The sequence below is a fragment of the Novosphingobium sp. fls2-241-R2A-195 genome (assembly GCF_030209485.1).
GTDB classification, from domain to species: domain Bacteria; phylum Pseudomonadota; class Alphaproteobacteria; order Sphingomonadales; family Sphingomonadaceae; genus Novosphingobium; species Novosphingobium resinovorum.
The window spans coordinates 194,806-216,901 of sequence record NZ_JARVRY010000003.1 but is presented as its reverse complement, the minus strand read 5'-3'; the positions used below and the strand labels follow the sequence as shown (position 1 = coordinate 216,901).

The 22,096-nt window shown below is 67.3% G+C and carries 14 protein-coding genes; 8 read left to right on the top strand and 6 right to left on the bottom strand.

The genetic code is table 11. From position 1 onward, the window contains the following. The first annotated feature begins 113 nt into the window (after nt 1–113). Nucleotides 114–1,331, top strand: coding sequence for an MFS transporter (locus QRN25_RS03000; RefSeq protein ID WP_285017381.1), 1,218 nt, complete (start codon nt 114–116; stop codon nt 1,329–1,331). A gap of 157 nt (nt 1,332–1,488) precedes the next feature. On the opposite strand, the gene QRN25_RS02995 is transcribed toward QRN25_RS03000, so the two are convergent. The 3 genes from QRN25_RS02995 to QRN25_RS02985 all read right to left on the bottom strand — a co-directional run bounded on the left by QRN25_RS02995 (nt 1,489) and on the right by QRN25_RS02985 (nt 5,643). Further along, complete coding sequence (locus QRN25_RS02995) at nt 1,489–3,870, bottom strand: beta-glucosidase (protein WP_285017380.1); 2,382 nt, start codon at nt 3,868–3,870, stop codon at nt 1,489–1,491. Continuing rightward, a complete protein-coding gene (locus tag QRN25_RS02990) occupies nt 3,867–4,478 on the bottom strand; it encodes an NADPH-dependent FMN reductase (RefSeq protein WP_285017379.1) in 612 nt (203 codons plus the stop codon). Before QRN25_RS02990 ends, QRN25_RS02995 begins: the two co-directional genes overlap by 4 nt. A 64-nt stretch (nt 4,479–4,542) precedes the next feature. Then, nucleotides 4,543–5,643 (bottom strand): LLM class flavin-dependent oxidoreductase, encoded by a 1,101-nt coding sequence (locus QRN25_RS02985; RefSeq protein ID WP_285017378.1) that lies wholly within the window; start codon nt 5,641–5,643, stop codon nt 4,543–4,545. Between the two features lie 87 nt (nt 5,644–5,730). On the opposite strand from QRN25_RS02985, the gene QRN25_RS02980 reads away from it, so the two are divergent. After that, the gene (locus QRN25_RS02980) at nt 5,731–6,408 is read left to right on the top strand and encodes a TetR/AcrR family transcriptional regulator (RefSeq protein WP_285017377.1); all 678 of its coding nucleotides are present in this window, start codon (nt 5,731–5,733) and stop codon (nt 6,406–6,408) included. 88 nt (nt 6,409–6,496) lie between these two features. Here QRN25_RS02980 and QRN25_RS02975 read toward each other — a convergent pair whose 3' ends face one another. Then, on the bottom strand, nt 6,497–8,686 hold the full coding sequence (locus tag QRN25_RS02975; RefSeq protein WP_285017376.1) for a TonB-dependent receptor: 2,190 nt from the start codon (nt 8,684–8,686) through the stop codon (nt 6,497–6,499). Nucleotides 8,687–8,905: 219 nt separating this feature from the next. Here QRN25_RS02975 and QRN25_RS02970 point away from each other — a divergent pair, with 219 nt between their 5' ends. Continuing rightward, on the top strand, nt 8,906–10,240 hold the full coding sequence (locus tag QRN25_RS02970) for a family 1 glycosylhydrolase (protein ID WP_285017375.1): 1,335 nt from the start codon (nt 8,906–8,908) through the stop codon (nt 10,238–10,240). 114 nt (nt 10,241–10,354) lie between these two features. Here QRN25_RS02970 and QRN25_RS02965 read toward each other — a convergent pair whose 3' ends face one another. Together QRN25_RS02965 and QRN25_RS02960 are read right to left on the bottom strand one after the other, a co-directional pair. After that, entirely contained in the window at nt 10,355–11,857 is a 1,503-nt protein-coding gene (locus QRN25_RS02965; protein WP_285017374.1) for a S10 family peptidase, read from the bottom strand. 17 nt (nt 11,858–11,874) lie between these two features. Further along, nucleotides 11,875–13,104 carry an aminotransferase class V-fold PLP-dependent enzyme gene (locus tag QRN25_RS02960; protein WP_285017373.1) on the bottom strand — a complete coding sequence of 410 codons (1,230 nt, stop codon included), beginning with the start codon at nt 13,102–13,104 and terminating at the stop codon, nt 11,875–11,877. A gap of 177 nt (nt 13,105–13,281) precedes the next feature. On the opposite strand from QRN25_RS02960, the gene QRN25_RS02955 reads away from it, so the two are divergent. The 5 genes from QRN25_RS02955 (at nt 13,282) to QRN25_RS02935 (ending at nt 21,943) form a co-directional block, all read left to right on the top strand. After that, nucleotides 13,282–14,688 (top strand): S10 family serine carboxypeptidase-like protein, encoded by a 1,407-nt coding sequence (locus tag QRN25_RS02955; RefSeq protein ID WP_285017372.1) that lies wholly within the window; start codon nt 13,282–13,284, stop codon nt 14,686–14,688. 168 nt (nt 14,689–14,856) lie between these two features. Continuing rightward, entirely contained in the window at nt 14,857–17,910 is a 3,054-nt protein-coding gene (locus tag QRN25_RS02950) for a TonB-dependent receptor domain-containing protein (RefSeq protein ID WP_285017371.1), read from the top strand. A gap of 78 nt (nt 17,911–17,988) precedes the next feature. Then, nucleotides 17,989–19,179 carry a pyridoxal phosphate-dependent aminotransferase gene (locus QRN25_RS02945; protein ID WP_285017370.1) on the top strand — a complete coding sequence of 397 codons (1,191 nt, stop codon included), beginning with the start codon at nt 17,989–17,991 and terminating at the stop codon, nt 19,177–19,179. A 2-nt stretch (nt 19,180–19,181) separates the two neighbouring features. Beyond that, nucleotides 19,182–20,648, top strand: a complete 1,467-nt coding sequence (locus QRN25_RS02940) for a S10 family serine carboxypeptidase-like protein (RefSeq protein ID WP_285017369.1) — start codon at nt 19,182–19,184, stop codon at nt 20,646–20,648. Then, nucleotides 20,645–21,943, top strand: coding sequence for an APC family permease (locus tag QRN25_RS02935; protein WP_285017368.1), 1,299 nt, complete (start codon nt 20,645–20,647; stop codon nt 21,941–21,943). The genes QRN25_RS02940 and QRN25_RS02935 overlap by 4 nt, the downstream gene beginning before the upstream one ends. Nucleotides 21,944–22,096 lie beyond the last annotated feature (153 nt).

The following is a 22,096-nucleotide window of genomic DNA, read 5'->3' as shown; positions in this document are numbered from 1 at the left end:
TCGTCAAGCCCATCGATGGCAAAACAAGTGCATTGACCGGGCGCCCATGGCCGGATACCAAACGAGAATACGAATTCTAATATGCGCCGATCCAGAGCGCAGTTGGGAGTAGCATGAACCCGGTATCCCGATTCTTCGGCAGGCTGACGATGCGACCCCAGGGCGTGACCCTGGTGTCGGCGGCGTTCCTGCCCATCTTCGCCATCGTCTCGATGTTCCCGATCGTCGCCTCGATGATCCAGCACTTCGCCACCGACCCCGACGCGGCCGCGAAAGTGCCGCTCATGGTCACGGCTCCGGGCCTGACCGTAGCCGTACTCGCGCCGTTCGCGGGGTTCTTCGTCGACAAGTTCGGACGGCGACGGCTGCTGCTGGGCTGTACGTTCTTCTACGGGTTGTTCGGCACCGCGCCGTTCTTCCTCGACGACCTCGACCAGATCTTTGCCACGCGCCTGATGCTGGGCGTGTGCGAGGCGGGCATCCTCACCATCGTCAACACCCTGATCGCGGACTACTGGGAGGATACCGGGCGCCGCGACTGGTTGTTCGTGCAAGGCGTGGTCGGGCCGTTCCTTGCCTCGGGGGTGATCCTGCTGTCGGGCACGGTGGCCTCGCTGCGCTGGAACGGCGGCTTCCTGGTCTATCTGGTGGCCTTCCCGATCTTCTTCGCGATGCTCGCCTTCATGTTCGAGCCGAAGCGGGCGCAGGCCCCCAGGGTACAGGCCGAAACACCGACGGCGGCGGGCAAGGCGGCCTTCCCGATCGCGGCGGCAGCGACGGTGGCGCTCGTCACGCTGTTCTCCTCGGCGCTTTATTACGTCTTCATCGTCAATGGCAGCATCGCCTTCGGAGAAGTCGGCGTCCGTGACCCCGGCGCGGTCGGCCGGATGAGCTTCCTGCCCAGCCTCTTCGTGATCCCCGGGGCACTGCTGTTCCGCATTCTCTCGGGACGTGCGAACGCGGTGCAGTTGGCCACTTTCTTCGGCATCATCGGCACCGGGCTTGCCGTGATCGGCCTTGCCCGCACGCCGGGCGAGATGGTCGTGGGCCTGTGCATCCAGCAGACCGCCGCAGGCATGGCCGTGCCTATGCTGGTGGCGTGGGCGCAGACCAAGTTCCCCTTCGAGCATCGCGGCCGCGGCATGGGCATCTGGACCGGCGCGTTCTTCTTCGGCCAGTTCAGCTCGCCGTGGCTGGTCCACCAGATGAACCTCGCGACCGGGACGATGCAGGGCGCCTTCGTCGCGAGCGGATGCGCGGCGCTGGTCGGCATGGCGGTGGCGGTCGTCGCCGCCGTGCGCGCCAGCCCGGCGGTGCCGCGCACGGCCTGAACCTCTCGTCATTGCGAGCGGAGCGAAGCAATCCAGACGGCACAGTGCCGCCCTGGATTGCTTCGCTCCGCTCGCAATGACGGCGGTGTGGGAAAGCGACAAAAAGGGGCCGGCAGGACAATGCGTCCTGCCGGCCCCTTTCTTTTAACCTCGACCCTCAGACGAATGCGGCGAGCGTGACCTCGACCGGCAGCCCCGCATCCTCGCAATGCCGCGCGGCGCGAAGGGTCAGGCGATCGGCTACGGGCATCCAGCCCTCCTCGCCCCAGATGCGCAGTGCCCTGGTCTCCAGCGGCACCGTGACCCGCCGCGTCTCTCCGGGCGCGAGAATGACGCGCGCGAAGCCGACCAGCGCGCATTCCGGCTCGTCGCGATAGACCTGCACGATCTCGCAGGTCTCGCGCGCGCCGGGATTGGTCAGCGCCACCGAAACCGCGCCGTCCTCGGCACGCGCATCGCTCCAGAGCACTTGCGCATAGCCAAGGCCGCTGCCGAACGGATGGCGCGCGGCCCGCCCCTGCGCGACCAGCCCGCGATAGCCGAAGCGCGTGCCCTCGGCGTAAGTCAGCGTGCCGTCCGCCGCAGGGGCGAGGTCGAAGGCGGGATAGTCCGCTTCGTCGGCCGCAATCGTCACCGGAAGACGTCCGCGCGGCTCGCGGCGGCCGCAGAGCACGTCCGCGAGCGCCTGCGCAAAGCCCTGCCCCGGATACCAGACCGAGAGCACGGCGGCAGCGCCATCCTCCCAGCTGCAGTCGAAGGCATGGCCGACGTTGACGATCACCGCCGTACGCGGATTGACGGCGCAGACTTGCGCGATCAGGCGCTCCTGCATCTCGGGCAGGCGGGTGTCGCCGCGGTCCTTGCTCTCGACGCTGGAATCCGATGTCTCGCCCACCATCAGCAGCACCGCATCGGCTCCCCGCGCGGCCTCGACGGCGCGGGCGAGCATGGCCTCGGCGCTGTCAGGGTTGCGCACCCCGTACCAAAGACCCTGTACGCGACCGCCCAGCCACTCGAATTCGGCTGTGACGGTGACCTCCTGCCCCTCGGCCAGTTCGATCGCGGCCATGTCGGCGTCGCCGCGCTTGAGGACGCCCATGATCTCGGAAGCCGGGACTTCGCCGCCCGCCGTCAGCACTTCCCGCCCATCGACAAGGATGCGCGCCGCGCCGGTGGAGCCGAGGTAGAAGCTGTAGAGCCCCGCGCTTTCCGCCGTGAACCGGCCGGAAGCGCGCAGCGATCCGGGCCGGGTGAATTCCGCCTGCTCATGCACGCCGACGAACCACACCAGCGAATTGGTATCGCGCGTCTCGCGCGAGAGTACCTCTCCGGTGCAGCCGGGCTGCGCGAAGTATTCGAGCGTCATGCCGCGGGTGCAGCCGTCGCCGATGTCGAGCGCCGGAACCACCGGCATCCCCGGCAGGCGCGGCTGCGGATCGACGCCGGGTTCGAACACCAGCTCGCAGCTGTCGCCATAGGTCTCGCGCAGCGTTTCCAGCGGCGTCGGCGCATCGGGCGAGATCGAAATCTTCGCGAAGGTCCCACCCTGGAAGCACGGCGCGTAGGCATTGGGCCCGATCACCGCCAGCCGCTTCACCGTCCCCGGTTCGAGCGGCAGCATCGCGCCTTCGTTGCGCAGCAGGGTGAAGCCCGCTGCAGCGGCCTCGACCAGCAGCGCCTCGGCCTGATCCATCGGCGCAGGCGCGGCCTTGGGCGCATCGAGGCGGCGGGCGACGGCGGTGACACGGGCAGCGGCATCATCGACCCGGCTGCGCAGGACCGAGCCCGCCGCGACGGCCGCCTCCACTTTGGGTCCGAGGAACCGCGCCGGCCCCGGCATCTCCAGATCGAGCCCGGCGTTGATCGAGCCCTCGGTCGAATGGGTGCCGAACCAGTCGCTCATGATGAGACCGCCGAAAGCCCACTCGCCCTTGACGATTCCGGTCAGCACTTCGGCCTGCTCCGCGCACCACGAACCGTTGACGCGGTTGTAGGCCGCCAGCAGGCCGACGCAGCCCGCATCGACCGCATATTCGAACGGCAGCAGGTAGACTTCCCGCAAAGTGCGGTCATCGACGCGCACGTCGACTTCGTCACGCGCGGTCTCGCTGTCGTTGCAGACGAGGTGCTTGGCGACCGAGCCGGTGCCGGTCGACTGCAGGCCCACGGCCCACTCGGCGCCGAGAACACCTGCCAGCACCGGGTCCTCGGAGAAATACTCAAAGGCACGGCCCGCCAGCGGGCTGCGCGCAAGGTTGAGATTGGGCGCCAGCACCGCATCGACGCCGCGCGCGACCGCCTCGTGCCCGACGAGTTCGCCAACGCGGCGGCACAGGTCGCGGTCCCACGTCGCGCCCAGCAAAGTCGAGCACGGGCTGAGCAGCGCGATGTCGCGTTCGTCCACCCGGCCGCTGGCAATGCCGAGCGGGCCATCGGACATGGTGAAGGCCGGAATGTCCGCCTCGGGCAATGCGACCGAGGACCACATCGCCCCGCCCGCCGTGAGTGCGCTCGCCTGCGTGAGCGTAATGTCCGTCATGCCAACCCCCCGGCCGAAACCTCGGTCGAAACCTCGAATGCGAAACCCATGATCTGCTGTGCCTGCGCCCGCACGGCGCGGGCGATGCCATCGTCGGCCAGTGCGCCGTCAGGACCGAACGGCCGCTGCTCCACCGAATTGACCGCGATGCCGACCGGCGTGGGCCAGCCGCGCATCGCGTGGACGACGTCGCGCAGCGCGGAAAGCGTCGTCCCGCAAGCCTGCCAGCCCGCCGCCGTCACCACGAGGCCGACCGGCAGCCCCTCGAAATAGACCCGCGCATCGCCGCGCAAGTCCTCGAGGAGATCGACCGCGTTCTTCACCAGCCCGGAATAGCCGCCGTGATAGCCGGGGCTGCCGATGACGATCGCGTCGCAGCCGCGCACCGCCTCGACCAGAGCCTGTTCCTCGGCGGTGCGCGCGGGGTTCTCCGGGTTGAAGTGCGGTAGCCGCGCAAGCGAGGGGCCGTCGAACATCGTGGTTTCAGCGCCCATCGCCGCGCACTCGGCAAGGACGGCCCGCACGATCCGCTCGCTGGAAGAGGCCTGGCGGAAAGTCCCGCCAAGGCCGACCACCCGCTTGCGGCGGGGCGATGAAGTTGCGGTCACTTTGCGCTCTCCTGATAAGGCGGCGCCCTTCTCGCGGGCGCCCTGTCGTCGTCGTCGGCTCGGCTCAGCCCTTGAGCGCGGGCATCACCTTCTCGGAAAGCAGGTGCAGCGTCTGGTTGCCCAGCTGCAGGCGCTCGTCGGTCAGCGGGCCGGTCGTCGTGCCGCACAGGATGTTGCCGATGCCCAGCTCCTGATAGGGCTTCAGGTGCTCGATCACCGTCTCGGGCGAGCCGTAGAGGCACCAGGTGCCGATCCAGTCGTCGGTCAGCGCATCAGGCGTGCGGTCGGTCTTCTTGTTGGCGTCGTCGCTCTCGGCGCGGGCGTTGAATTCGGCCTCACGCTCGACCGCGTCCTGATAGCTGCGCAGGATGACTTCGAGTTCCTCGCGCGCCTGCTCGTCGGTCTCGGCGACGTGGACGACCTGATAGGTGTGCGTCGTCCAGTCGAGCGCGGAGGCGACCACCTCGTCGCTGTGGCCGGCTTCGAGCAGGAACCCCTTGTAGATGTCGAACCACTTCTTGACGTGGACGAAAGGCTCGGTGCCGCCGATCTTGGGTGGCGTAAAGGCGGGGATGAAGGCGGGCCAGCCGTTCTCGGCAGCGCGGCGCGAACTGGCCTCCTTCATCGCCACCGGCATCAGGCGGGCATGGCGGGGCGTATAGGGCGCCGGCGTGATGCGCTGGAGGACGCGGCCGTTGTACGGGCCGTTCTCGATCACCACGGCGGGATCGTCCATCCGCTTGGCCCAGAGCTGCTCGGCGATGGCGAGATTGTTCTCGGCAAGGGCACCCGCGTCCCTGTAGTCCACCGCGAACCCGATCATCTCCTCGGGCGTGGTGCCCGAGCCGACGCCGACGAGCAGCTTGCCGTCGGTCAGCTGGTCGAGGACGTTGATCCGCTCGGCGAAACGCACGGGGTGATGCAGCGGCACCGACACCACCGAGAAACCGAAATGCATGTGCGGCATCTGCCCGGCAAGGTAGCCTGCGAAGATGAAGCTGTCGCTGGCCACCGGCATGTAACCGTTGAAGTGATGGTCCGGCAGGAAGATCGCATCGTAGTCCAGCGAGGCCGCGAGACGCGCGTGCGCCTCCAGGTCCTTCATCAGCTTGCGATCCTGCTCGGGGCCGAGCGAACGGGCGTTCAGGAAGACGGAAAAGCGCATGTACCCTCCCAAGGGAATCATCGCGACATGGATATGTCGCTAAATTAGAATTGACGTTCTTATTTCGATAAGGTGTTTATTGCTGTCATGTCAACACGTCCAAAGCCTCGTGCTTCCGAAAAAACGCTGGCGGTCGATACCGTCAGCCGAACCCCGCAACAGGGGCGCAGCAAGGCCTCGTTCGAGCGCATGCTCGTCGCCGCCGAAAAGCTGATGCTCGAGCGGGGGAGCGAGGAGTTCACCCTCCAGGACGTCAGCCAGACGGGCGCCGTCTCGATCGGGTCGATCTACCTGCGCTTCAAGAGCAAGGAGAACCTGGTCCGCGCGGTGATCGCCAACCACCTCGAACGCATGGCGGCGGACGAGGACGCGATGATGGTGGCGGTCAAGGCGAAGGCGACCTCGCTCGACACGTTCATGCCGCGCTACGTGCAGGCGTTCGCCGGAGTGCTGCGCGACCATGCGCCGCTGCTGCGCCTGAGCATGCAGCGCGCCTCGTTCGACCCGCTGGTGTCCGAACCTGGCAAGCAGAGCGCCAACCGCGCCGCCGCGATGGGCATCGCGGCGATGCTCGAATACCGCGAAGCGTTCGGCGGCGACGACCACGAACTGAAGGCCAATGCCGCCTACCAGATCATCTTCGCAACGCTCGCCCGCCAGCTGAGCCTGGGCTCGACAGCCGAGTCCGCCTATGCCCACGACTGGGAGCAGCTCAACACAGAGCTGGGCCGGATGTGCCTCGCCTACCTCAAGGCGGATGCCTGACGCGGGCTTTCGCCTTTCCGGCAGTCTGACACGATGAAGGGGCCGCAAGGAGGAGACGGTGCGGCCCCGCGACGAACGCGTCCCGGCGTCAGAAGCTGACGCTTGCCCTCACGCCGTATGTGCGCGGGGGCTGGAACTGGTAGTTGTTGGTGTGCGAGACGAAGTTCTGCTGAGCGTAGGCCAGCACGTTCTTGTCGAAGATGTTGCGCACGAAAGCGATCACCTTCCAGCCGCCATGGTCGGGCTCGTACCCGATCGAGGCATTGGCGACGACGAAGCTGGCGGTCGAGATATCGTCGAGGTTGAAGGCGGAGAAATAGTACTTCGACGAATACTTGGCATCGGCATGCGCGGTGATCTTGCCCGCGCCCACCGCGATGTCCTGGTCGAACGATCCGGTAACGGTGAACGAGGGCGCGTTGGGCAGGCGGTTGCCGCTGATGTCCTGCGGGTTGCCGTCACCGTCGTTGACGACGATGCCGTTCCCGAACCTGGTGTGCAGGTAGGCGGCGTTGAGGCCGATGCGCGTGGCCTTGCCCAGCAGTGCCTTCACTTCGGCCTCGGCCCCGAAGATCTTGGCCGAACCCACGTTGAAGATGCCGCTGCCCTGCAGCACGTCGGAAGTCTGCGATGCCTGATAGCCGCGGTAGTTCGAGTAGAACACGTCGCCGTTGATCTGCAGCGTATTGCCCAGCAGCGAGTTCTTGGTGCCGATCTCGAAGGCGTCGAGCTGTTCGGAATCGTAAGGCACCGCAGCCGAGCTGCCGTTGGAGTTGAAGCCCCCCGACTTGTAGCCGCGATCGTACTTCGCATAGATCAGCGTGTCGGGCTTCGGGCGGAAGTTCAGGCCCGCATGCCAGGTCGGCTGACTGTCGCTCAGGTTTCCGTCTCCGGGCGTGGTCAGGCGCAGCGCCGGTGCGAAGGGGCTGGCCAGCGCAGGCAGGAACAGCAGAGCCTGCCCGCTGCGGGTCTTTTTGTCCCAGGTGTAGCGGCCGCCGAGGCTGATCTCGAGCCGGTCGGTCAGGTCGTAATCGACTTGCGCGAAGACCGCCTGCGAACGGGTGCGGATCTTGTAGTCGAACTTGATGCCGTACTGGTCGGGCTGGCCCAGCACCTCGAGCGGGCCGCCATCCGCAAACAGGCCGGTCATGTCGAGGTTGTAGAGGCCGGAATCGACCGTGTTGTTCTCGCTGAACCGGAAGTAGCCCGCCTGGAAGAACAGCCTGGAGCTGCTGTCATTGCTCACCCGGAATTCGTGGTTCCAGGTCTTGGGGCGCTCGTTCTGGCGGAACTGGCGGTTGGCCGGGTATTCCGGGCCGGTCGCGTCGAGGACGTTGACCCAGTTCTGGCTGTCGAAACCGCCCGCGTAGATGAAGTTGAGGTTGCTATCGGTCGAATAGGCCAGCTCCCAGCGCACGCGGTCGCCTTCGAGCGTGGTCTTCTGCGCGGAATTGCCGGGGAACGCGCCGAGATCGCTGAAGCTCGGCTTCGGTCCGCCCAGAGTACCGCGCAAGATCGCGTCGCCGTTCACCGTGCGGGAATCGTGCTGGTACGAGACCCACGCGGACAATCCGCCCGAGGCGTAGAGCGCCTGAATGCGGCCCGACGCGAAGTCTTCGTCGTCACCGCTGGTGGTGGGGCCGTCGATCTTGCGGTAGCCGTCATGCGTCAGATACGTGCCCGAGGCGCGGATCGCGAAAGTGTCGCTGACGGCCAGGTTGGCGCCCATCTCGCCATTGAAGGTGCCGAAGTTCGCCGCCTCCACCGAAGCATAGCCGCCGTTCTCGAACTTGGGGCGGTTGGTGATGATGCTGACGAGGCCGCCGGTCGAGTTGCGGCCGTTGAGCGTGCCCTGCGGCCCCTTGAGCACTTCGATGCGGGCAAGGTCGTACATCGAGGAATTCAGCGAGAACGAACGGTTGGTGTAGAACCCGTCGCGCGAGACCGGGACCGAGGGATCGCCGATCTCGGTCACGTCGGTCGAGGCGATGCCGCGCACCGCGACATAGGCCGCGCCCGCAGAGGGCGAGATGTTCACGCTGGGGTCGATCGTGGCGAGATCGCGGACCGAGGCGATGCCCGCATCGCGCAGCGAGTCACCGGAATAGACGTTGAGCGCGGTCGGCGTGTCCTGCGCGCTGGAAGCAGTGCGGTTGGCGGTAACGATGATGTCCCCGAGGCCGGCCTGATCCTGCGATTCGCTCGCCGCGTCCTGCGCCATGGCGATCGTCGGCAGGGCGAATGCGGACACGGAAACAAGCAGGAAATTCAGCTTCATAGATCTCTCCCCAATGCGAATGGCTGCCCTTCTGGGAAGCCGTTATAAAACCAGAATACGCATTCTAATTAGTGGATGGAGAATCGGTCGTCAAGCGGGTCGTCAAGGCTATGAGGGAACCACGGTGTGCCGCAATCAAGTCACTTCCGATTTTAGAATATAAATTCTAAATAACTCATGCCGATTCGCACTGGGGACGGCGGGAGAGGGAAGACAAGCATGATCGATCGACGCACCGTTCTGGCGACCGCCGCCGCATCCGGGCTTGCCGCCATGATGGAAACGCCCGCCCTCGCCCGGGCCGCGCGTCCGGTAAATCCGGCGTTTCCCAAAGGCTTCCTGTGGGGCGCGGCGACGGCGGCCTATCAGGTCGAAGGCAATAATGTGAACAGCGACGTCTGGGCGATGGAACACGCCAGCCCCACCGTCTACGCCGAGCCATCGGGCGATGCGGCGAACAGCTTCGCGTTGTGGCGCACCGACCTCGATCTGGTGAAGGGGCTTGACCTCAACACCTATCGCTTCAGCCTCGAATGGGCGCGGATCGAACCGGCGAAGGGCCAGTTCTCGATCGCCATGCTCGACCACTACAAGGCGATGATCGAGGGTTGCCGGGAGCGCGGGCTGAACCCGATGGTGACGTTCAACCACTTCACCACGCCCGTCTGGTTCGCCGCGCAAGGCGGCTGGTCCAACGCGGAGGCGCCCGCGCTGTTCGCCCGCTACTGCGACCAGGCCGCGCGCCATCTCGCCGCCGGAATCGGGCAGGCGACGACGCTGAACGAGCCCAACCTCAGCGGGTTGCTCGACATCGTGCTGCCCGGAGACATCGGCAAGCAACTGCTCGGCGCCGACAAGGCCATGCAGGAAGCTGCCGCTCGCGCATATGCCGTGGCGCGGTTCCTGCCGGGCAACCCGCTCTATGTCGCCGACCCGCAAGTGGTTCAGGCGAACCTCCTCGCGGGCCACAAGGCCGGGCGCGAAGCGATCAAGGCGGTGCGCGGCGACCTTCCCGTGGGCGTCAGCCTTGCGATCATCGACGATCAGGCGGTGGGCCGCAGCAGCCTGCGCGACGCGATGCGCGCGAAGCTCTACCAACCCTGGCTGGAGGCTGCGCGCGGCAACGACTTCGTCGGCGTGCAGAACTACGAGCGCACGGTCTGGAACGACAAGGGCCGCCTGCCCGCACCGCAAGGCGCCGAGACCAACGACGCGGGATCGGAAGTCTATCCAGCCTCGCTCGCGGGCGCGGTGCGCCATGCCCACCAAGTCAGCGGCGTGCCCGTCATCGTCACCGAGCACGGCATCAACTCGGCCGACGACACCAAGCGCGCGCGCCTGATCCCCGCCGCGCTGACCGAACTCAAGCGCGCGATGGACGAAGGCGTCCCCGTGCTCGGCTACATGCACTGGTCGCTGGTGGACAATTACGAGTGGGTCTTCGGCTACAACCCGCAGTTCGGCCTGCACACGCTCGATCGCAGGACGTTCGCGCGGACCGCCAAGCCCTCGGCGCGCGTGCTGGGCGCGATCGCAAGCCGCAATTCGCTTTGACTGTTGAACACCGGATCCGGCCGACGACCACTGTTACTCGTCGGGCTTTCGTACGCTTTTGACCGCCATCATAGTACGTTGCCAAGCCTATGGAGCGATCCGGAAGACGAGTCGTCAACCACCGAGAGACTGTAGGAAACGGTGCAGATCAGCACTCAGCCCAGTCAGCCCATCTTCGTCCTCGAAAACCGAATGGCCGGCCGCGTAACGGGCATAAGTCACGCGGTCCCCAGGCACTCCCGCCTGCTCCAGCGCGAACTGGCCTGCGTAGACCGGGGTGGTAATGTCGTAATACCCACCGCCCGCAAAGACCTTCAGACCCGGCTGTGCGTCCATGGCCGCCTTGAGATAGGGCGCAAACGACATGGCGCGATAGCTGCCGCCGTAGTCCTTGTCCCAGTTCCACTTGAAGTTGATGCCCAGGTTCAGGCTGCGATAAGGGCTCGGTGCGGTGTAGCCGAGTTCGTTCTTGAGATAGCCCTCGATCCCGGCGCTGGTGCCCGAACCGAGCGACATCGACGGATCGTCGAACGGCGGGCGCAGCTTCGATTCCGCGATGGCGCGGGTCGCCCGGCCGTCGAGCTGGCCCGTGCGCAGCCCCTTGTCCGCCAGCAGCGCAAGCATGAAGTCGTAGTTGTCGAGGCGCAGGTTCTTCGCCTCGATGGTATCGGCGGGGATGCCGATCAGCGCCGCCATGCGCTCGGCCACCTTCCTGCGCTCATCAGAAGGCAAGGCCGGGCCGCGCATAAGGGCGGAGGCATATTCGGTCTGCGCGAAGTTCAGCGCCTCGGCGTAGTGCTGCGCCACGGTACGCCCGCCCCGGTCGATCGCCTGATGATACCATGCGACCGCCGCGAACGTGGGCAGATGCATAGCCTCGGACAGCACCGGACCATCGGCATCGCCGATCGCCAGCGACAGCAGCACGACGCCCGCGGGCAGCGGTTTCTTGGCCTTCATATCCTCGTTGACGATCGCCAGAGCGCGCGACGTACCGTAGCTTTCGCCAACCAGCACGCGGGGAGACGCCGTGCGGTCATTGGCCTTGACCCACGCCTCGATCATCGCCGAGACGCCCCGCGCATCACCACCGACGCCCCAGTAGCCGCTGGCGTCGCGATCCTTAACCGGCATGCTTGCGCCCGTACCCACCGGGTCGATAAAGACGAGGTCGGCGACGTCGAGCAGGCTGTGCGGATTGTCCTCCAGATGTGCCGCATCGCCCTTGCCGACGATCCGGCGCGGCCCGAGCGCCTGCATGTGCAGCGGCGAGGACGATGCGCCCGGCCCGCCGTTGAAGACGAACAGGATCGGGCGCTTCGCCGCATCGCCCTTGGTCTCGGCGACGTAGGCGTAGCTCACGCCCACGGCGACCGGGACGCCATCCGCTCCCGGCATCGGCAGTTCGGTGACGATCGCTTTGTAGGCCAGCTTGCGCCCGGCGATCTTCGCGGAATGACGGGTGACGACGACGCGGTCGGTAGCCGTGTCGCGCGGAACCATCGGCTCCATCGCGCGCAGGAACGCAGGCGACATCGGCGCCTCCCCGTCCTGCGCATGGGCCGCAACCGAAGTAGTGGCGAGAAGCATGGCGGCGATGGCGGAAAAGTTACGCATGGGCATTTCCTGCAGGATCAGGCGCGCGGCAGCGCGGCGAGGAGGCGGTCGATGTCGTGCTCGTCCGTGAAGACCGAGGGGCAGACGCGGAAGCGGTTGCGTGAAAGCGTGATGCGCGCTTGCGCGGCGTTCAGCGGGTCGGACAACTTGGCGTAGGCGCCTTCCAGCGCGCAGGTCACCAGCGGCGTGCGCGATCCTTCCGGGGTGACGATGGCATAGCCCTTCGCCGCCAGCCCTTCGCGCAGGCGCGCCAGCAGCGGCAGACGGTGCGCCACCATGCGCTCGACGCCGAGGCCGAGGATGTAGTCCAGCGACCAGTCGAGCTGCGCCAGTACCGCGTGCGACCGGGTGCCGCCCGCGAACAGCCCTTCCATATCGCCGCGCGGGGTGGTGTCGGCGATCGTGTCGCCCGGCGGATCGAAGGGGTAGACGTGCGGCGCGAAGCCGGAGAGCTGGTAGTAGCCGAAATGGGTGCGCTTCAGCCGCTCGCGCAGGTCGGCGCGGGCGTAAAGGAAGCCGAGGCCGAAGTCCCCCATCAGCCACTTGTAGCTGGCGGTGGAGGCGAAATCGACGCCGCTTGCCCGCACGTCGATGGGGATGGTGCCTGCCGCGTGGATGATGTCCGCATAGACCAGCGCGCCGCGTGCGTGGGCGATCTCGCAGATGCGCTTCAGGTCGTGCTCGAAGCCGTTGTAGGTCGATACCAGCGAGAGCGCGACGAGGCGGGTGCCCGGCGTGATCGCCCGCTCGTAGGCCTCGACGGAGATGCGCCCGCCTTCCGGCCGCAGCCAGGCCACGTCGACGCCCTGCTTCGCCAGCTCCTCGTAAAGATAGAACGAGCCGAAGAAGTGCAGCGTGTCGGTGACGATGCGCCCTCCGCCGCGCGGGAAGTCCAGCGCCTCGATCACCAGCTGCTCGCCTGCGGTAGTGCTCTGGACGAAGGCCAGTTCCTCCGGTGCGGCGTTGATCAGGCGGGCGAAATTGGCCTTCACGCGCGTCTCGACCTCGTCGGTCGGGTAGTGCCCCTCCATGGACGTGCGCTGGTCGAGGTAACGCTGCACCGCCGCCCGCGCTCCGAGCGGGATCGGGTGCATCGTCCCGCTATCGAGGTAGCCCGCGACGGTGGGCGCGAAGGCGGCGCGATCCGGCAATGTTGTGAGCTTGATTGCGGCAACCGCGCGGGCCGCCACCGGCACGGCACTCGCCGCCGCCAGAACGCCGCGCCGTGTCATTCCCTTGATCTCCATGCGCGCTCCTGTGCTCCGTGCCATGCACACTAACCCGGTCTTCGCGAATAGAATTCGCCGATGTTGCGCGCCGGAAGCGCCATAGCGACGCACGGCAGCCTGTCCAACAGACCCCAACTGCGCATAAAAATGCCTCGGCCCAGCCGCTATCGTCGATGCGTGATCCGGAGACCGACCATGCTGCGACTGGCTGCCATTCCCGCCCTGCTGATGACCTTGGCCCTGCCCGCGCATGCGGCGCCGGTCTGCAAGGCGGATGCGGTAGAGACCCGGCACCACGCCGTGATCGCTGGCAAGCGCATCGATTATGCCGCTTGCGCCGGGACACTGCCGGTGCGCAACCTCAAGGGCGAGGAGCGCGGTCGAATCTTCTACACCGCTTACATCGTGCCGGGTCGCAAGCAGCGCCGCCCGCTGACCTTCGTATGGAACGGCGGCCCCGGCGCGGATTCGCGGCTGCTGCAGTTCCATGCGCTCGGCCCCCGCGTGATCGCCAGGGGGCGCCTCGCCGACAATCCGGCGAGCCCACTCGCGGTCAGCGACCTCGTCTTCGTCGACCCGGTCGGCACCGGCTTCAGCCGCGCCGATACGCCGGAGCATGCCGCCGATTTCTACGGCACGCGCGCGGACATCGCCTCTGTCGCCGGGTTCGTCGGCGACTGGCGCAAGGTCTACGGCCGCGCTGCCGCACCGCTCTACCTCGCGGGCGAGAGCTTCGGCACATGGCGCGCGGCGGGCGTGGCCGAGGCGCTGGTGGATGCAGGCACGCCGTTCGCGGGCATCGCGCTGATCTCGGGCGGTATCCCGCTCGGCGACATGCCCGACCGCAATCTCATGCGCGCCCTGTCGCTCGACAGCCGCATCGCCACCGCCCATGCGCTCGGCCGCCTTGCGCCGGGTGCCGACCGCGCGAAACTGCTGGCCGAAGAGCGCGAATGGGCCACGCAGGTCTACACCCCGGCCCTCGCCGCGCCCGATGCGCTGTCCCCGCAAAAGCGCGAGGCGGTGATCACTAAGCTGGCGCGCTATCAGGGCCTCGATCCCGCCATCGTCGATGGGAAGACGCTGTGGGTCTCGCCCCGCCAGTTCCGCACCGCGCTGCTCGCGGGAGAAAAGAAGACGCTCGACGTCTTCGACATGCGCCGCTCCGGCCCTGAGCCTGACCAGGCCGCAGACAACGCGCTCGTGCTCGACTACTATCGCACAACGCTGGGCTATCGCGCGGGCAGCTATGCCGGGATCGACGCCCCGGCCTCGAACGCGGGCAGCGAGTGGCAGTACGACCAATCGCCGATCACGAAGGAATCCCTCGCCCGCGCCATGGCCGGGGAAGGCCCGCCCAGCCCGTCGCAGCCCTGGACCCTGCGCGCGATGGAGACAATGCCGACGATGCGCACCTGGGTCGCTGCCGGGCGCTTCGATTCGCTCAACAGCTGCGCGGGCAATCAGGCGACGGTCGCGGCGCTGCCCGCTTCGATCGCCGCGCGCTTCGTGCTAAAATGCTACGAAGGCGGCCACATGATGTATGAGGATGATCGCGAAATCCTGCGCTTCGGGCGTGAGCTTGCCGCGTTCCTGCGATAACGCGCATAAATCTTGCGCCCCGAATTGCGATCGCAGCAGAACATGGGCGAGCGATGCGCCGAGGCCGGTGCGAACGCAAAACTAATCCCGGCGCCTGCGCTATGCTGACGGACAGGGAAACGCCGTGCCAACGCGGCGGCCTTCAGGGACATATCGGGGAATTCGGGCATGACACTTCGCAGGCAGACACGCACGCTTCTGACCACCACCGCACTCTCGGTCGCCGTGTTCGGCTCGCCGGTCCACGCGCAGGACCTGAGCCCCGCCGCGTTCGATGGCGCCGGGGCCGAAAGCGCCGGTGAAGCCATCGTCGTCACCGGATCGCGCATCCGCCGCGCGCCCAATTCCGATGCCGCCCCGGTCCTCGAAGTCGGCCAGCAGCAGATCCTCGATCGCGGCTATGTCAGCGTCGCCGACGCCCTCAACGACCTGCCTTCCAACGTGCCGACGCTCAACCAGGCGGACGGTTCGGGCGCATCGAGCGGATCGGGCATCCAGGCACCCAACCTCTTCGGCCTCGGCGCCGGGCGCACGCTGACCCTGCTCAACGGCCGCCGCATGGTGACCAGCAGCTCGGGCATCGGCGGCACTGACGGCGTCGGCGACGCACAGGTCGATTCCAACATTCTCCCGCTCGGCCTGCTCGAGCGCGTCGAGGTCTATCAGGGCGGCGGCGCGGCAGTTTACGGATCGGACGCGATCGCGGGCACGGTGAACTACATCCTCAAGAAGGACTTCACCGGCATCGTGCTGGACGGCCAGACCGGCATCTCCGACCGCGGCGACTACGGCACCTACTCGCTGCGCGGCACCGCAGGCTTCAACTTCGCCGAAGGGCGCGGCAACTTCGCGGTCGACATGGGCTGGTCGAAGAGCCCGTCGCTGCGCTTCTCGGATCGCCCGCTGTCGAACCTCGGCCGCCTGACCGTGTCGAACTCCGCCGACACCGGGCCGACCGACGGCATCCCCTCGGTCAAGGAAATCTTCAACGCCGGGTTCTGGCCTTTCAACGGCAACGGCGTGATCTTCACCGCGCCCGCGCCTCCGCCCAGCTTTTTGCTGCGCAACGGCGCCGGCAGCGCGCTACAGTTCGGCAGCGACGGCAGCGTCATTCCCTACGACCCCGGCACCATCCAGGGGATCCCCTTCGCCTCTGACGGCGAGGGCTTCCCTTATCAGGAACTGGCGGGCCTGCGCACCGGCGTCGAGCGCCTGACCGCCAACGCCATCGGCCATTACGACCTGACCGACCGCATCACCCTCTCGGCCGAGTTCCTCTACGCCAACACCAAGGGCCGCGAGATCCCGCAGGGCAACAGCCGCACCGTGCTGAACGGCGGCACGTATGCCGGGCCGATTGCGTTCACGATCAACAACGCCTTCCTTACCGACGAGGCCAAGGCCGCGCTGATCGCCGCCCGCCCCAGCTTCGCCAACGGCGCGCCACTGTTCCTGTCGAAGTACTTCTACGACCTCGTCCCCGACCCGGTGCAGACCTACAACACCGACACCTGGCGCGGCGCCCTGACGCTGGATGGTGACTTCGACGTCGGCAGCCGTAACTTCTACTGGTCGGTTTCGGGCAGCTACGCCCGCGTCGAGGGCAGGCAGCGCAGCTGGCAGGTCGTCAACAGCCGCTACAACAATGCGATCAACTCGGTCCTGTCAGGCGGGCAGGCGGTCTGCGCGATCAACGCTGATGCCGACGCCACCAACGACGATGCGAGCTGCGCGCCGATCAACCCCTTCGGTACGGGCACCGTCAGCGATGCCGCCCGCAAGTACGTCAGCACCCGCGCCGGACTCGACTGGACCAATGAGCAGATCGACGTGCTCGCCACGCTGGGCGGCACGCTGTTCTCGCTGCCGATGGGCGACGTGCAGTTCAGCGCCGCTTACGAGCACCGCGACGAGAAGGCTGCGTTCAGCCCGCTCCAGGCCAACCTCGACGGCGTGTTCGGCGACGGTTCGCAGCAGGTCGCGCAGTCCGGCGGCTACAACACCGACGAGCTTTCCGCCGAAGTGATCGTGCCGCTGATCGGCCGCGACTTCACGCTGCCGCTGGTCAAGCTGCTCGAATTCAAGGGGGCCTTCCGCTACGTCGACAACTCGTTCGCGGGCCGCGAAAACGTGTGGGACGCAGGCCTGCGCTGGGAAGTCACCGACGGCGTGACCCTGCGCGGATCGCGCAGCCGCAACTTTCGTGCGCCCACCCTCACCCAGCTGCTCGCACCCACCAGCACCACGATCGGCTCGGCGGGCTACGACCCCTGCGATGCCGACCGCATCAACGCGGGCGCCAACCCGGCGGTCCGCCGCGCCAACTGTCTGGCGCTGTTCACGGCAAACCCGGGCTATGGCGTCGATCCCGACGGCACGGGCTCGGGCATGAGCGCCGCCGAGCGCCTCGCCCGGTTCCAGAGCCCGGCGGAGAACTTCAACCGCACCACGATCACCAGCGGCGGCAACCCGAACCTGCGCAACGAGATATCGGACACGCTGACGTACGGCATCGTGCTGCAGCCGCGCTTCGTGCCCGGCCTGTCGATCAGCGTCGACCGCATCGAGATCGACCTGAAGGACGGCCTCTCACCCTTCACCACCGAGGACTTCGCGGCCGCCTGCTTCGACGATCCGAACCCTTCGGAATCCGTGTGTAGCGCCTTCACCCGCCTCACCGGGCCTGATTCGACGAGCATCGGCGGCACCATCGTCACCGGCACCACGACCACCTTCAACGCAGGCGTGGTCAAGTACCGGGGCGAGACCTACACCGTCGATTATGCCTTCGCGCCGGGCGATCTGTTCGGCGGCAGCGACCTCGGCTCGCTGCGCCTGACCGCCAACGCCACACACAACACCCTGCTCACCACATCGGTAACGGGCACCACCTTCATCCGTACCGATGACACGTACCGCAGCCCCGAATGGGTCGGCCGGTTCAACGCAGTGTGGGACAAGGGACCGGTGCGCGTGAGCTACCAGCTCGATTACCTCGGCCGCACCCGCGCCGCCTACGACGCCACGATCGAGACGACGCCGAACCCGATCCTCAAGTCGAACATCGTCCACTCGATCTCGGCGCAAGTCGAGGCCGGGAACATGACCTTCCGCGCAGGCATCGACAACCTGACCGACAAGGCTCCGTCCTATCCGCAGATCGCCTATGGCGACATCCTCGGCCGCCGCTTCTTCGTCGGCGCGCGCATCAAGCTGAAGTGACCCGATCCGCCGCCGGTGCATGACGCACTGGCGGCGGTTTCATTCCCGCATCGAACGGAAAAACAGACGATCCCCGCGATGAACCCGCCGATGCCCTCCTCTCCCCCTCAGATTCCGGACGACGCCGGAATCGGCTCGTACTCGCAGTGGGTCCGCAAGGTAATCCGCTCGGTGCGTTCCGAGCGCAACCTGCTGGTCAGCCTGTTCGACAGCTCCGTGCCCGAGCCGGTGGACCTGCTGCGCCGGATCGTCGTCGAGGAATTCGCCGAGCCGGTGACCTCGCGCTATACCAGCGCCTTCAACGGCAACCCCTACGTCGTCGAGCAACTGGCCCGGCGCTACGGCGTGGCGACCGACCGTGTGCTCTGCGCGACCGGAGCGACCGGCGCGCTCTCGCTGATCTACCGCGCCCTCGTCGGCCCCGGCGAATCCGTGCTGGTCGAGACGCCCGGCTTCGACCTGTTCCACACCATCGCCCGGACCAACGGCCTTGGCGTCGATCAGTTCACCAGGCAAGGCGATGGCTTCACCATCGACCCCGACGAGATCGCCGCGCGGATCACTCCGACGACGCGGCTGATCGTGCTGTCCAACCTGCACAACCCTTCCGGCATGGCGGTGGATCGGGACACGCTGCTGGCCATCGCCCGCATCGCCGAGGCACGCGGCATTCATGTCGTCGTGGATGAAGTCTACGCCGCCTATGTCGATGCCGATGTGCGCCCACCCTCGGCGGTGTCGCTCTCGCCCGCGATCATCGGGATCGACAGCCTGACCAAGTCCTACGGCCTCAGCACCCTGCGCTGCGGCTGGATCGTCGCGGACGAGGCCCCGATGCGCCGCATCCGCGCGCTGGCGGACGAGACCGAGTTCGGCGTCTCCAACCTCGCCCACGCTGCCGCCGCGCTGGTGCTGGAACGGCCCGAGCCGTTCGACGCCTACCGCGACGCCATCATGCGCAAGGCGCGCCCGATCATTGAGAGCTACCACGCCCACTGGCGCGCCGAGGGCCTCGTCTCGGGCGAGTTGCCGCGCTTCGGCTGCATCGCCTTCCCGCGCCTGACCGGGATTGACGACACGATCGCCTTCTCCGAATGGCTGGCCGAACGCTGCGGCGTGGTCGTGGCGCCGGGGGAATACTTCGGCGCCGCCGGGCACATCCGCATCGGCTTCGCCCGTGCCCCGGCCGACGTGGACTACGGATTGCAGGCATTGACCGACGGGCTGGTCCGCTACCGCGACCTCCTCGCAGCCAGAGGGACGAACTGAACATGCGCACTTGGCTGACCATCACGCTGGCGATGCTGGCGAGCACTTCGGCTACCGCGCAGGAAGCGCCCACCGTCGCGGCAAGGATCGAAGGCCGCGCCGAACAAAGCGTCAAGGTCGGCGGCAAGCGCCTCGCCTTCACGGCGGAGGCGGGCACTTATCCGGTCGCGAGTAAGCCAGATCGCAGCGACGCGACCGCCGGTTATGTCGCCTATGTCCGCAAGGGCGCCACTGCCGAGCGCCCCGTGCTGTTCGTCTTCAACGGCGGCCCCGGCGCGGCGTCTGCCTACCTGCAGATGGGCGCGCTCGGTCCGATGCGCGCGCATGTGCCGCAGAACCCTGCCGCGCCGCTGCCCGCCGAGGCGGAAGTCACCGCGAACCCGGCCTCGCTGCTCGACGTGGCTGATCTCGTCTTTCTCGACCCGCCGGGCACCGGCTTCTCCGAAATCGGCAAGGACGCCGACCCCGCCTTCTACCAGTCGGTGAAGGGCGATGCCGACGCCGTCTCGCAGGCCGCCCGCGCCTGGCTCGCCGAGAACCACCGCACCGCCTCGCCGCTGTTCATCCTTGGCGAGAGCTACGGCACCATCCGCGCCGCCGCGATGGTCGATGCGCTGAAGGCGCAGGACGGCGCCCTCAAGGTGCGCGGCGTGCTGCTGCTCGGGCAGGCGCTCAACATGATCGAGACCTCGCAGCGGCCGGGCAACGTGGTGACCTACCCGGTCTCGCTGCCGACCCTCGCCGCGCTGGCCTGCTACCACCACAAGCGCCCCGCGCCCTGCGCCCCCGCCGCGAGCGCCGAAGAGGCTACCGCTTTCGGCCCGGCCTACCTCGATGCGCTCTACAAGGGCCGCGGGCTGGACGAGGCCGCCCGCGCCAAGGTCGCCGCCAAGCTGGCCGACCTCACCGGCATCCCCGCCGCCTTCTACCTCGCCCACGACTTGCGCATCTCCAAGGAGCGCTTCCGCGTCGAACTGCTGCGCGCCGAGGGCAAGGTGCTGGGCCGCTACGACGCGCGCTATACCGCGCCGCTTCCGGCCAACGCAGGCGAAATGGTCGGCCCCGACGCCTTCTCCGCCGTGTCCGATCTCTACGGCAAGGCGGTGATCGGCCAGCTTGCCAGCATCGGCGTGGCGGCGCCTGAACGCTACAAGGTCATTACCCGCTTCCCCGGAGAATGGTCCTACGGCGCGGGCGACAGCCCATTCAACGACTGGCCGTTCATGGCCCGCCTCGAAGCCGCGATGGCCGCCGAGCCCAAGCTGCACCTCTTCGTCGGCACTGGTCTCTACGACCTGACTACCACGGTCGGCGCGGCGGACTACCTCTTCGCCCAGGCCAACCTGACCGACGACCGCTTCGTCAACCACCGCTATCCCGCCGGGCACGTCGCCTATTCCGACGACGTCAGTTGGCGCAAGCTGGTCACCGACATCCGCGCCTTCGTGATCGCTGGCAGCAAGCCGTGAGCGACGAACAGAAGCTCGCCAAGGGCATCGACTTGGGGGGCGTCGTAGCGCTGGGCCTCGGCACGGCGGTGGGCGTCTCGATCTTTTCCGCCATCGCCCCCGCCACTGCGATCGCCGGTCCGGCGATGCTGCTTTCGGTGCTGGTCGCGGCGCTGCCGATGTACCTGATCGCGGTGAGCTATGCCTTCCTCGGCTCGGCGCTGCCGGTGTCGGGCGCATCTTTCGCGTGGCCCGCGCGGTTCCTGCATCCCGCGCTCGGCTTCTTCATCGCCTGGGCGCGGATCATCGCCAACATGGGGGCGATGGTGGTGCTGGCGCTGGTCCTCGTGCGCTACGGCTCGATGATCCTGCCGCTGCCGGTCAAGCCGACGATGTTCGCGGTGCTGGTGCTGGCGCTGCTCGCCAACCTGTTCGGCGTCCACATCGCCGCGACCGTGCAGAAGTGGCTGCTGGCTGCGATGCTGATCCTGTTTGCGGTGTTCATCGGCTGGGGCGGGGCGACGGCGGTGGACATCTCCCGCCTTGAGCCCCTGTTCCCGAACGGCCTGCACGGCATGATCGCGGCGATGCCGCTGCTGATGGGCCTGTTCTTCGGCATCGAGGCCGCGACCGAGGCAGGCGCCGAAGTCGCCGACAGCCGCCGCGCCATTCCGCTGGGCATCGCCCTGTCGATCGGCTCGGCGACGCTGCTCTACCTTGCCGTGGGCTTCGTGGCGCTCGGCGTGCTGGGTGCTCCGGCACTGGGATCGAGCGAGGCGCCGATCCTCGATGCGGCCAAGGCGTTCATGGGGCCGGCGGCGATCCCGGTAATCGTGCTGGCGGCGGTGCTCTCGATCGGCAAGTCGCTCAACGCGATGTTCGCGATGTTCAGCCGCAGCCTCTACGCCATGGGAACGGCGGGGATGCTGCCCGCCGCGCTAGGCCGGGTCCATCCGCGCTGGCAGACGCCCCATGTCGCGCTCCTGGCGGTCTTCGCCATCGGCTGCGCGGGGCTGCTGCTGCCGATGGAGCTGACCTTCCTGTTCCTGGCGGTCAACATCCCCAACCTGCTGAAATACGCCAGCATCTGCCTCTCCGCCGCCCGCGTGGTCGAGCGGCACGACGATCTTTACGAGGCCGCCGCCTTCAAATTCGCCCGCCCGACGATGCGCGCCTTCGCCTATGCCGGAGCCGCCTGCGCGCTGGCGCTCGCACTGGTAGGGCTGGAGGCCGACTGGCGCCCTTACGCCCTGCTCGGCGGCTGGGTGCTGGTGGGCGCAGCGTTCCGCTGGCTGCACCGCCGCGTCCCGGGGTGACCGAGATCGCAACGATATGCGCCGGATCACGGTCTGGCCGCATCTTGCACCCACTCGATGACATTCTGCCGCCCCTGATCATTCTAACCACTTGAGTTGGTTTGAATGCGCTGCAACATATCTCGCGCGCGCCAAAACAGCTGAGCTTGGCTC

Coding starts and splice junctions, on each gene's coding strand:
- QRN25_RS02995 (WP_285017380.1), bottom strand. CDS start 3,870: ATGACGGACATTACGCTCACGCAGGCGAGCGCACTCACGGCGGGCGGG.
- QRN25_RS02965 (WP_285017374.1), bottom strand. CDS start 11,857: ATGCGTAACTTTTCCGCCATCGCCGCCATGCTTCTCGCCACTACTTCG.
- QRN25_RS02985 (WP_285017378.1), bottom strand. CDS start 5,643: ATGCGCTTTTCCGTCTTCCTGAACGCCCGTTCGCTCGGCCCCGAGCAG.
- QRN25_RS02970 (WP_285017375.1), top strand. CDS start 8,906: ATGATCGATCGACGCACCGTTCTGGCGACCGCCGCCGCATCCGGGCTT.
- QRN25_RS02940 (WP_285017369.1), top strand. CDS start 19,182: ATGCGCACTTGGCTGACCATCACGCTGGCGATGCTGGCGAGCACTTCG.
- QRN25_RS02980 (WP_285017377.1), top strand. CDS start 5,731: ATGTCAACACGTCCAAAGCCTCGTGCTTCCGAAAAAACGCTGGCGGTC.
- QRN25_RS02950 (WP_285017371.1), top strand. CDS start 14,857: ATGACACTTCGCAGGCAGACACGCACGCTTCTGACCACCACCGCACTC.
- QRN25_RS02960 (WP_285017373.1), bottom strand. CDS start 13,104: ATGGAGATCAAGGGAATGACACGGCGCGGCGTTCTGGCGGCGGCGAGT.
- QRN25_RS03000 (WP_285017381.1), top strand. CDS start 114: ATGAACCCGGTATCCCGATTCTTCGGCAGGCTGACGATGCGACCCCAG.
- QRN25_RS02955 (WP_285017372.1), top strand. CDS start 13,282: ATGCTGCGACTGGCTGCCATTCCCGCCCTGCTGATGACCTTGGCCCTG.
- QRN25_RS02945 (WP_285017370.1), top strand. CDS start 17,989: ATGAACCCGCCGATGCCCTCCTCTCCCCCTCAGATTCCGGACGACGCC.
- QRN25_RS02975 (WP_285017376.1), bottom strand. CDS start 8,686: ATGAAGCTGAATTTCCTGCTTGTTTCCGTGTCCGCATTCGCCCTGCCG.